This is a genomic window from Streptomyces sp. NPDC002676, assembly GCF_053592455.1.
In genome coordinates, this window is the sequence record NZ_JBSFVT010000031.1 from 43,186 (window position 1) to 53,813 (window position 10,628).

Annotated in this window: 7 protein-coding genes and 3 pseudogenes; 5 read left to right on the forward strand and 5 right to left on the reverse strand. The window is 69.1% G+C overall.

Annotated elements, in window-relative coordinates:
- Positions 1 to 90 precede the first annotated feature (90 nt).
- Positions 91 to 354 (forward strand): hypothetical protein, encoded by a 264-nt coding sequence (locus ACWD3E_RS40205; protein ID WP_451392438.1) that lies wholly within the window; start codon positions 91 to 93, stop codon positions 352 to 354.
- A 471-nt stretch (positions 355 to 825) separates the two neighbouring features.
- Positions 826 to 1,053 (forward strand): annotated as a pseudogene (locus tag ACWD3E_RS40210) (IS110 family transposase); the annotation flags it as partial.
- Between the two features lie 542 nt (positions 1,054 to 1,595).
- On the opposite strand, the gene ACWD3E_RS40215 reads toward ACWD3E_RS40210, so the two are convergent.
- Positions 1,596 to 2,189, reverse strand: coding sequence for a hypothetical protein (locus ACWD3E_RS40215; RefSeq protein WP_451392439.1), 594 nt, complete (start codon positions 2,187 to 2,189; stop codon positions 1,596 to 1,598).
- A 223-nt stretch (positions 2,190 to 2,412) separates the two neighbouring features.
- Here ACWD3E_RS40215 and ACWD3E_RS40220 point away from each other — a divergent pair, with 223 nt between their 5' ends.
- Complete coding sequence (locus ACWD3E_RS40220; RefSeq protein ID WP_451392440.1) at positions 2,413 to 3,027, forward strand: hypothetical protein; 615 nt, start codon at positions 2,413 to 2,415, stop codon at positions 3,025 to 3,027.
- Positions 3,028 to 3,246: 219 nt separating this feature from the next.
- Here ACWD3E_RS40220 and ACWD3E_RS40225 read toward each other — a convergent pair whose 3' ends face one another.
- Positions 3,247 to 6,708, reverse strand: coding sequence for a hypothetical protein (locus tag ACWD3E_RS40225; protein ID WP_451392441.1), 3,462 nt, complete (start codon positions 6,706 to 6,708; stop codon positions 3,247 to 3,249).
- A gap of 234 nt (positions 6,709 to 6,942) precedes the next feature.
- On the opposite strand from ACWD3E_RS40225, the gene ACWD3E_RS40230 reads away from it, so the two are divergent.
- Positions 6,943 to 7,125: a hypothetical protein gene (locus tag ACWD3E_RS40230; protein WP_451392442.1), complete on the forward strand. Its 183-nt coding sequence runs from the start codon at positions 6,943 to 6,945 to the stop codon at positions 7,123 to 7,125.
- A gap of 686 nt (positions 7,126 to 7,811) precedes the next feature.
- Here the strand turns inward: ACWD3E_RS40230 and ACWD3E_RS40235 are convergent.
- The 3 genes and pseudogenes from ACWD3E_RS40235 to ACWD3E_RS40245 all read right to left on the reverse strand — a co-directional run.
- On the reverse strand, positions 7,812 to 7,943 hold the full coding sequence (locus ACWD3E_RS40235; RefSeq protein ID WP_451392443.1) for a hypothetical protein: 132 nt from the start codon (positions 7,941 to 7,943) through the stop codon (positions 7,812 to 7,814).
- 223 nt (positions 7,944 to 8,166) lie between these two features.
- Entirely contained in the window at positions 8,167 to 9,129 is a 963-nt protein-coding gene (locus tag ACWD3E_RS40240; protein ID WP_451392444.1) for a transposase, read from the reverse strand.
- A 422-nt stretch (positions 9,130 to 9,551) separates the two neighbouring features.
- Positions 9,552 to 9,668 (reverse strand): annotated as a pseudogene (locus ACWD3E_RS40245) (transposase); the annotation flags it as partial.
- Positions 9,669 to 10,117: 449 nt separating this feature from the next.
- On the opposite strand from ACWD3E_RS40245, the pseudogene ACWD3E_RS40250 reads away from it, so the two are divergent.
- Positions 10,118 to 10,628, forward strand: a pseudogene (locus ACWD3E_RS40250) (hypothetical protein); the annotation flags it as partial.

Below are 10,628 nucleotides of genomic sequence, written 5' to 3' on the forward strand. Positions count from 1 at the left end.
TCCCTTGGGCCGGGCAGAGGCCATCGTCAATGAGAAAAGGACACGCGAAATGCGGTCCTACAGAGAGGGACACCGGGGGAGGGGAGCGGCGTGGAGCTGACGATCGTGGTGCAGAACCTGAGCCATGGCGGGCTGCGTACCGGCAGCGGAGATCCGCAGGACCGGTGGCCTTCGCTGGCGGAGCGGATCCTGAGCATGGGTCAGCCGGACTTGCTCCTGCTGCAGGAGGCGGCCGACTGGGAGCGCTTCGGGCACCGGCAGCTCTCCCGAGCCATGCACGACCTCGGCATGGATGTCCTGCCGAGAAGGGCGTTGAGAAGCCCACCCCAGCCGGGGCACACGCCGGGAGCCTAATCCCTTACTAAAGGCGTCCCGAGGGAGCAGGTGGTTCTCGGGATGTTCGATTGGCAGACCGTGACATCTATGACCATCCGGGCGGTGAACGTCTCGGCGTAGATCGGAGCGCGGTCTGATGCTCAGGGTGGTGGCGGTCACGGGGTGTCGGCGGATGCCTGCGTTCGTCCTGGCTCTCTGAAGCCTCCTGACAGGCCGTGCGGCGTCCGGCGTCCACGTGGCCGCCACCACCAACAGTTGTGCTCGCTCGTTGACTCCGTGGTGCGAGCCCGCCGCACGGCGACCTCCCGCAATGCCAGAGCCCTCCGAGCTCCTGTGCAGACCGAGACCCGTGGGGTGCGCTTGTGCCACGAACGGCTAGTGAGGTGTCGGCCCAACTCATCTGCGGTTGAGGCCTTGGATTAGGTCGCTCGCGTGGCCCGCATGCGCTCGTGACCAGCGCAAACGCCTGCATGAAGGGGAAGGGACAGCTTGATCTACTGTGGAATCGACTGGGCGGAACGCGCCCACGATGTCGCCCTGGTCGACGACACCGGCGTTCTGGTGGCCAAGCGGCATATCACCGACGACGCGGCCGGCTACAAGGTCCTGATGGAGCTGCTCGCCGAGCACGGTGACACCGAGGAGAACCCGATCTCGGTGGCGATCGAGACGTCCCGCGGCCTGCTCGTTGCCATGCTGCGGACCGGCAAGCGGCGTGACGGCGTGCTCGCCAGGGTCGTCGTGGTCGTCAAGCAGCATCAACATCACGCGCTCGCTGTTGGTGATCACCGCGAGCGAACGACCACGTGAACTGGTCAGCCATGTCTCCAGATGCCCTGTGGCGATTCGCTCTCGAAGCAGCACCAGAGCCGCAGCGGGCGACGCTGGCGCGGTGCCGTCGCTGAGGGTCCAGGGCTCGATCATGTGCGTGACTCTCTCACACGCGCGTGCGAGTGGAATGGCCTAGCTGGTCGGGGGCTTGTGCGCTGCTGCCTGGATCTGCGGCAGGAACTCACTGACATGGTTTCGCCGAGCCGCTGAGGCGGCCATGGCCCGGAAAGGCTCATGACGAGGTACCACGGTCCTCTTCGCCGAACTGCGGCACATCATGGACGCTGACGTCCGTACGGATGCGGTGTGGCCGGGCTGGGTGCCGTCATCGTCTGGCGCTGTCACGGGCGACGTCCACTACGACGTCGGGCTGTCCTGCCCGTTCGTGACGGCGGATGTTGGTGGTTTGTCTCTGGCGGGGGCTGTGGTCAGTGGCCGCCGCTGGGGGGCTCGCAGCCGGTGCCGTCGGGGTAGCCGCCGAAGGCATCTGCCTTGGTGGAGTCACTGCTCATGGTGCCTTCCACGCACCAGGGAGAGGCGCCGATGTCGATGAGGAAGCCGACCCTGGCGGTCCCGTCCTGGTACGCCTGCACCTTCCCGGCCAAGTAGCCGAGGCCGGTGAGCGCGGTGCGGACGCTGTCCGGAGAGAAGTCACCGCGCCGGCGCAGCGGTTCGAGCGCATTCTTGACGCGTGTGACGGCGGTGAGGCCGGCGCAGCGGTTCTGGCCGTGGAGCGGGATAGGAACTCGGAAGCCGTGGTTTTCGGCGTAGTGGTCACTCGGCGGCACGGTTGAGCTCGGGGTGGTGGCGGCCGTGGGCGCCGTCGGCTTGGGGCTCTCGCCGGGGCAGGGGAAGTCCGCGGGTGTACTCGGCGTCGATATGCCGGTCGGCGTGGGATGCGAACGCCGGTACGCGCCGGCGGTATCCCCTGCCCGCTGCGTTCCGCACCCCGCCGCCAGCAGGACCGTCACCGCCAACGGCAGCATCCCGAGCCGGGTTCTCGTCTTCCTTGGCGTCGTCATCCCCCGATCCTTCCCCGCAGCTCGGTGGGCGTCATGAGTACTTCTACTCATCGGGCCACAACACCCCCGGTCACCCTTCGGTGTCACACGCGTCGGTCCCGCCGCGTCCACCACGCTCCGTGGCTCGGCCGCCGCGCCGTCGGGCAGACGTCCAACTCTGCGGCGAAACACGGAAGTTCGGAAAGTCCTGACCGGGCAGAGGCAATATCGCGCAGGTCGTTTCTTGTTCACTCAACGGATCTACCCGCATAGAAGCGGGTGGTGGTGTCATGCCGTCAGCCGCCCGGCACCCCACTGTCCGTCCGACTCTGCGGGAGAACCCCATGCGTCGTGTCACTGCCACCCTCAGCGCCCTGTCCTCGGCGCGGCGGGTCTGATCGCCGCCTCGGCCGGCACCGCCCAGGCCTCGGCCTGTTCCCGCGCCTATCTGCCGCTGCCCGACTCCTCCTGCACGCCGGGCTCCTACAACCCGGACGTCACCCAGTCGAACATCCACAGCACCATCTGCGTGTCCGGCTGGACCGCCACCGTCCACCCCTCGACCACCTACACCAACCCCCTCAAGGCCCAGGGCATCATCGACTACGTCTGCACAGACACCAACATGGCCGACTACGAGGAAGACCACCTCGTCCCCCTCGAACTCGGCGGCGCGCCCCGCGACCCCGGCAACCTGTGGCCCGAGCCCTACACCGGCTCCCCGACCGCGCACTCCAAAGACGGAGTGGAGACGAAGCTGAAGAACGCCGTCTGCGCCGGCACCATCACCCCGTCCGCCGCCCGCAGCGCCATCAAGACCAGCTGGACCACGGCCCTGCAGGTCACCGGAATCGGCTGACCCTGCGGGGCCGCCCCGCGTGGCGTTGTGGAGCCGTACCGGCTGGACGCTTCGCGTCCTGGCCCTGGTCGATGCCCTGACCGGCGCGCCCTGGAGGCCCTTGGGAACCGTGCCGAGCCGACCTGGGCACCCCAGGTAAGCACCTCGCTCGCCGGCGACCTCTCTCTGGCTTTCGGGGACGTCACCGTCTTGCGCGCCCCTCGAATGCTGGTTGCTGGATCACTCCAGGTCTTCCCACGTCCAGGGGGCAGCGGCGCTCCCGTCGGGCTCGCGCCCGAACCTGAATCGGTTCTGGTGGTCATCGATCCCCATGAACATGTGGAAGCGCCTTGCGGCAGGAAGCCGTTTGGCCAGGACTGTGACCTGTTCGTCTGCCCCGGCCCGCCGCATCGCCTCCAGTAGGTTGTCCAAGCGGCCGTCGAGGGGGGCGTGGGCGGCGGCTCGCTGGGCCAGGACCCTGACCTGGTCGCGCGCCCCGGCCTCCCACAGCCCGTTCAGCAGCTTGGCCACAGCGTCCGGGACGTCGAGTGCGGCGTAGATGGCGGGGTTGCGGGCCAGCAAGGCGGCCACGTGCTCGTGCGTCCCGGCCTCGCGTAGCCCGGTGAGTAGATGGGCCACGGCGTTCGGTTTGTCGAGGGGGATGTGGGCGACGGCTCGCTGGGCCAGGGCCGTGGCCTGCTCGTGCGCCCCGACTTCCCGCAGACTGTTCAGCAGCAAGCCCACGCCGTCCGGGTCGCCGAGGGGAACGTGGGCGGCGGCCCGTTCGGCCAGGGCCGTGGCCTGCTCGTGTGCCCCGGCTTCCCACAGACTGTTCAGCGACCAGCCCACGGCGCGTAGATCGCCGAGGGGAACGTGGGCGGCGGGGTTGCGGGCCAGCAGCGTGGCCACTTGTTCGTGTGCCCCGGAATCTCGCAGTCTGTTCAGCAGCGAGCCCACGGCGCGTGGATCGTCGAGGGGGAAGTGGGTGGCGGGGTTGCGGGCCAGGAGCGTGGCCACTTGTTCGTGTGCCCCGGCTTTCCGCAGTCTGTGCAGCAGCCAGCCGACGTGGTATGGATCGCCGAGGGCAACGTGGGCGGCGGGGTTGCGGGCCAGCAGCGTGGCCACTTGTTCGTGCGCCCCAGCTGCCCGCAGCCTGTCCAGCAGCAAGCCCACCCTGGCCGGTTCGTCGAGGGGCATGTGGGCGGCGGCCCGTTCGGCCAGGGCCGTGGCCTCCTCGTGCACCCCGGCTGCCACCAGTTCGTCCAGCAGCCTGATCACGCCAGCCGGATCGTCGAGGGAGATGCGGGCGGTGAATCGCTGGGCCAGGGCCGTGACCTCCTCGTGCGCCCCGGCCTTCCGCAGCCAGTGCAGCAGCCAGCTCCCGTAGTTCGGTTTGTCGAAGGAGGTGTCAGCGGTGAATCGCTGGGCCAGAGCCCTGACCTGCTCCTGCGACCCAGCCTTCCCCAGCCCGATCAGCAGCCCGCACACGTTGGGCGGGTCGTGGAGTTGGACGTGGGTGGCGGGATTGCGGGCCAGCAGCGTGGCTACTTGCTCGTGTGCTTCGGCCTTTAGCAGCGCCATCAGCAGCCCGAACACGCTGCGCGGCTCGTCGAGGGGGATGTGGGTGGCGGCCCGTTCGGCGAGGGAGATGAACTGCTCGTGTGCCCCGGCCTCCCACAGACTGTCCAGCAGCCAGATCACGGCGTCCGGTTCGTCGAGGGGGCTGTGGGTGGCGGGGTTGCGTGCCAGCAGCGCGGCCACATGTTCCTGCGCCCCCGCTGCTCGCAGCCCGTTGAGCACGTGGGCCACGCCATCCGGGTCGTCGAGGGGTGCGTGGGTGGCGGCCCGTTCGGCCAGGGCCATGAACTGTTCGCGTGCCCCGGTCTTCCGAAGTGCGCTTAGCGGCCAGTACACGGCGTCCGGGTTGTCGAGGGGGATGTCGGTGGCCAGGCTGCGGGCCAGCAGCGCTGCGGATTGCTTCTGCGTCTCGGCCTCCAGCAGCCCGTTCATGAGCCGGTTCACGCCGTGTGGGTCGTTGAAGGGGCTATGGGCGGTGACGTGCTGGGCGGGGCGGTGGTCGGTGGGGTGCAGGCTGTGCAGGCGGGCGACGAGGGCTTCCGCGGCGTAGAGGTTGCCGTGGATGGTGGCGTGTTTGAGGAGTTGGGCGGCGTCGCGGTAGAGGCCGCGGTCCCAGGCGGCGTCGCCGAGTGTGTGCAGGTCGCCTGGGTGGGCGTGCGTGGCGGCTGCGGTCCAGAAGTCGATGGGTGGGATGTGGTCGGCGCGGTGGTGGCGGCCGTGTTGGTCGAGGTAGTCGGCCAGCCGGTACAGCGGCCCCGGCCCGCTCGGGGTGGGATGGCCGCCGGCGCGGCCAGCGGTGGTGCGGCGGTTGCGCTGGTTGCGGGGGGCTCCGGTTTTGACGGGGGTGAGGATGCCGGGGATGCCGTTGCAGGGGGTGGTGACGTAGTCGAGGGCCTGCTTGAGCCAGTCTTCGCCGGTGTGGTCCCACTCGGTGTCGGTGAGGTAGCCGGGGGCGGCATCGGCCAGCCATGCCAGGGGGATGCGTGCTCCGGCGCCGAGGCGGCGGGCGTCCATGGCGGCATCGATCAGTGCCCGGGTGGCCGGTGGGGCGTCCTGGTAACGGTCGAGCAGGACGGGGCCGCCTGCGAGGTACTGGGTGATGTGCCCGTCCGCGGCGTGTTCGGCGGCCTCGCCGAGCCGGGGATCACGGCCGGCGTTGCCGGCCAGTGCGGCCAGGTCGTCGCCGGTGAAGGCATCAGGCACTTTGATCTTGTGCCCGTCGAGCAGTTCCCGGGCCTGGGCGTGCCCGTCGGGGCTGGTGCGGGTGGTCAGGGTGTTCCAGTACTCCGGCCATAACGTGGCGAGGACCAGCACCGGGGCACGGGCCGTATCGTGCAGCAGGGTCCGCAGGCCCGCGGCGACCTGCTCACCGAACTGGTCGGATGCCAGGTAGAACTGGGCCTCGTTCAGCCAGATCACCGTGTACGGGGCGAGGTCGGCCAGTCCGGCCAGGGCGGCACCGGGGCGGGAGGGGTCGATCGGATGCCACAGCCGCCAGGGCTCGTCCCGCTCGCGCAGCGGCTTCAGCGCCTCCCAGCAGGCACGGGTCTTGCCGGTGGACGATCCGCCCACCAGCACCGCGATCCGGCTGTCCCCGGCGACAGTCCCTGCCACCACCTCGGCCAGGGCCCGGTCGTGTTCGCGCGGCACGTACGCCGGAAGCACCGGCAGACCCACGACGGGGGAGTCGATCGCGTGGTGCACTTCCAGCTGGAATGGGTCGGTCACCTCCGCCAGCGGCCGGCCCGGCCGCATCCGTTCCAGCACCGCCCGGCCCTGCCCGGCCTCGACCGCACTGCGCGTGGTGTCCGCACGCCGACGCGCCTCGGCCTGATGGGCGCGCCGCCACCGCTGCACGTCGAGCAGTGTGACCGCCGTCGGCTCGCTGGCCAGCCCGGCGCTCTCGGCCTGGACCTGCACGGCCCGCACCAGCGCCAGCAGCGGGTCGATCACCTGCGGGAACTGGCCTTTGCGCAGCCAGTTCCCGATCGTCGTGGGACTGACATCGGCAGCCTCGGCCAGCACGCGGTCCGACGGCCGGCCCTGCAGGCAGTCCAGACGGAAAGCGACCAGCTCGGCGATCAACGCGTCGAAAGTCGGCTCCTGGCCCGCCGATGCCCCCATCACAACCCCCCCCGCCACCGGCCCCTGCCCTGCTCGGGTGTCCACACCGCCCCTGGACACCCGGGACGGACACCCGCCCTGCCGCGGTGTGAACCTTAGCGCCGATCAGCCCGCATGGGCCCGTTGTGTCCCATCTGCCATCGGACTCCTGTAGGACGGCCCCCTGGACAGACAGTTTGGGACACATCCCGCACGGCCCACCCCGGGCCGTCACCATCACGGGGAGTTACAACGATGAGCCCGCTGCAGATCCTGTCCCTGCTGCTCGCCCTGTCCACCGCCCTCAACGTCGCCATCACCGCGAGCTTGCTGGCCCGCTGCTCCGGCGCGGGCATCCCTCAGGCGATCCTCACCGGTGCGGGCGCCGCAGCTAGCGCCCTGGGCGTCTACTTCACCGCCATCGCCGCCTACACGTGACCAGTGTCCCTATGGCCGTTGCACGGTCTGAGCGCCCGTTCAATGGTCTCAGGACGGAGCCCGTCTGAGGCTGCACCGGAGCGCCGCGGTTGCTTCGTCCGGCAGGTGGGGGGCGTCGCCCGGGAAGTCGATCCACGGTTTGCGCTGAGCGACTTCGCTCCTTCGGTGGTCGGGCTCTCGTAGAGCATGACGAACTTCTCGGCGCCGTGGGCGAACGCAACCAACAGGCCGTGCTCGCCAGGTCACCTATGTCCGCGGCGCCCGGGGACAGTTCGCCACGACGCCGTCGGTCAGCTGGAAGAACCATGCGGAGCTGGACGCCTCTGCCGGCCTGCCGGACCGGCATCGCGTAGTTGTGGGGGACTGCTCTGCCAGCCGGGTAGGGCCTGTGGGCGGCGGGGCTGGTCACCATGGTTCGGCGTGCCTGCCCCTGCCTCCGGCCCGTGCCCTGGTGGTGATGAAGGTGGCGTGGGGGAGTTGTCGGGGCTGGTCGACGCGCGTAGCGGAGGGTGCCGAGGCTGCGGTTTTCTCATGTGTGTCTTTCCAACCCCCCACGCTTCATGGAGACTTCATGCGCCGCGTTGCCTTCGGCCTGCCCGCAACCGCAGTGACCGGGCTCCCGGGAGCCCGCAACTCGGCGCGGTCGCGGCCGATGAGGGCCAGGACCGCGCCGCGTGCAGCGCCCGCTACGGACGGGAGACGATTACGCCCGCCTGGGCGGAGGTGTCGCCGCCCTGGAGGGCGACAGCGCCGACGGTCAGGCCGAGCGCGGCCACAGCCGTCGCCACCAGCGCGGCAATCCGCTTCGAGATGCTCATGGTTTCCTTCCCAGGCCCGGCACCCGCACCCGCCGCAATCATCACCACCTGCTCAAATAGACCTCTAACAGCCCCTCCTCCGCCCCGGTCGAAGTCGGCAGCGCGGGACGGCACAGGAGGGCCGGTCAGTTGGTCCGACTCGGCCGGAAGGGTGATCTGACAGATCATTCGAGAAAGGCCGCGTACCTCAGCTTGACTCTGTCGGGGATCTTGACAGACGAGGTCAGCTGCCGAGGGTTCGCCAGGACTTCGACCGGGGGATCCCCTGCTGGTCCAGGAAGGTCTGGAAGGCGGTCGGCGGTCTCGGGGAAGAGGTTTCCTCGGTCACTGACCGGCCACTGAGTCGCTCGATGTTCACGGCGACGGCCGTGAGTACGTGTTGTAGGTGGGCTTTCGGCTGTCCTCGGTAGCGGCAGTGGCGCATGCCGTGTCCGTGGGCGAACTCGTTGATGGTGCCTTCCACTCCGGAGCGGACCGGGTAGCGGGCCTTCCAGTCGGGCGTCTGCTGCTCAGCGCGGACACGGACTTGCAGGTCGCGCAGCTCTCGCGGGGGGAAGCCCACGTTCCGGGCGCCCTCGCGGGAGCTGGTGCACCGAGGACGGTCCGGACACGGCTGACACTGGCTCTTGGTGAACCACGCCACGATCAGGGGCGCCGCGGTGGGCGAGGAGGTCGGGTAGGGGCCGTGCCAGCCCTGGCTGACCTGGCCCCGGGGGCAGGTGACCTGCCGGCGGTCGAAGTCGATGTGGAAGTCGTCCCGGTCGAAGCCTTCGTTCCTGCGGTGCTGGCGGGTGGGGTTGCCCGGCAGCGGCCCGCTGACGGTGACCTGGTGTTCGCGGGCGGCTCGTTCCAGATGGACCAGAGAGGTGTAGCCGCCGTCGACCAGGTGCTCGGCAGGCAGGAGTCCACGACGCTCCAGGCGGGTGTGGATGCCGGGCAGTGCCTGGGCGTCGTTCGTGGGGGCCGAGGTGGTGGCCACGTCCGTGATCACGCTGACGCTGTCGGAGGCGTATGTCTCGGTGACGTGCGTGGCGAACCCCTTCCAGCTGATGATGTGCCCGTGACGGACGTAACGCGCCGTGGTGTCGTAGGGAGAGACGATCGCCGAGGAGGAGGGCGGCAGCCCGCCGTCGTCAGCGGTGCGCCAGCGCAGGCGGCCTGCCGTATCACGGTAGTAGTTCTGCACGAGGATCTGCCGCAGAGCCTCGGCCTGTGGGCCGGGCCGGTAGCCGGATCCGTGCCGGTGGGGCTGCTCCAGCAGACGACAGGCGTCGTCACCGGCGGCGAGGATCCTGGTCTTGGGCCGGGTGGGGTTCTTGCCGAGGCGGACCGGACGGCCGTATCGGCGCCCCCCCAGTTCTCGTCGACCAGGCCGGTCAGCAGGTGCGAAGCGGTGCTGGCCACTTCTTCCAGCACGGCACGGACGGCCTCGGTGACCAGTTCCAGCCGGGTCAGGTCGCGCACTGAGGCCAGGACGTGGGTGGAGTCGGTGCGCTGCGTGGTGCGCTCACGCACGAGCCCGGACTCCTTCAGGCGCGCGAGCGCCAGATCGAGAAGACGGTCGGCGCGGCCGTCCTGGGCGAGGCGCTCGCGGAAGTCGGCCAGCACGCCGTGGTGAAAGCCCGGATCGTCCAGCTCCATGGCCAGGGCGTACTTGAAATCGATGCGGCAGCGGACCGCTTCCGCTGCCTGGCGGTCCGACAGGCAGAGCAGGAACTGCAACACACACGGTCGCCAGTTGGGCGGGCGAGATGCGGGGGCGTCCGTCGCGCGGGTACCAGCCCGCGGAGTCCTCGTCGCACCACAGCCCGTCGAGGCGGTCTCTCACCCACATCGCCGTTGTACCACCCGGGTTGCTCGCCCGCGCGATCTGCGCGGTCAGAGACGGGACTTGCTCACCGGAACGGGGACGGAGTGACAACGGACACCTCGACAACTGCATCGGTCTTCGAAGCAGCCCCGAGCATGCCCGCTGATCATGCTGACGCACCGGGAAATTCCAAGATCCCCGACAGAGTCAAGCTCAGGTGGCCTCGGAGCGGGAGTGAGCAGCCCCGCGGGTTGCGAGGAAGACGTAAGAGTCTATGCTGAAAATAACTGGTCGATTCCGGTTTTCTCGCACCACACAGGCCATGAACGGTATTCAATTTCCCACCGGCGCTGCCATATCAGCCGTGTCCCGCGACGACGATCACATGGATCTGTTCGCGGTGGCCAATGACGACAAAATCTGGGGCAACTGGTGGAACGGTAATCCATGGCGCGGCTGGTATCGGGCGAGCACCAGTATCTCCGGCGGCGGGAATCCCGCTACTCTCCTTTCTCGCAACTCCGACTTCATGGATTTGTTCGCAGTTGGTTTCGATGGTGCGGTCTGGAGTACGTGGTGGAACGGTGATCCCTGGCGGAGCGGGGGCCGTATCGGCACGAGGACGTTTCCGGAAAGGACCCCCATCGCGGCGCTGTCACGCAACGACGACTTCATGGACCTTTTCGCTGTCGGCGCCGACGGCCTCGTCTACACCGCGTCATGGAACGGGAATCCCTGGCGGGGCTGGGCCCCCATCGGCACCAGGACCTTCCCCACGACGACCCCCATCGCGGCGCTGTCACGCAACGACGACTTCATGGACCTTTTCGCTGTCGGCGCCGACGGCCTCGTCTACACCGCGTCATGGAACGGGA

Coding starts and splice junctions, on each gene's coding strand:
- ACWD3E_RS40215 (WP_451392439.1), bottom strand. CDS start 2,189: ATGACGACGCCAAGGAAGACGAGAACCCGGCTCGGGATGCTGCCGTTG.
- ACWD3E_RS40225 (WP_451392441.1), bottom strand. CDS start 6,708: ATGGGGGCATCGGCGGGCCAGGAGCCGACTTTCGACGCGTTGATCGCC.
- ACWD3E_RS40230 (WP_451392442.1), top strand. CDS start 6,943: ATGAGCCCGCTGCAGATCCTGTCCCTGCTGCTCGCCCTGTCCACCGCC.
- ACWD3E_RS40235 (WP_451392443.1), bottom strand. CDS start 7,943: ATGAGCATCTCGAAGCGGATTGCCGCGCTGGTGGCGACGGCTGTGGCC.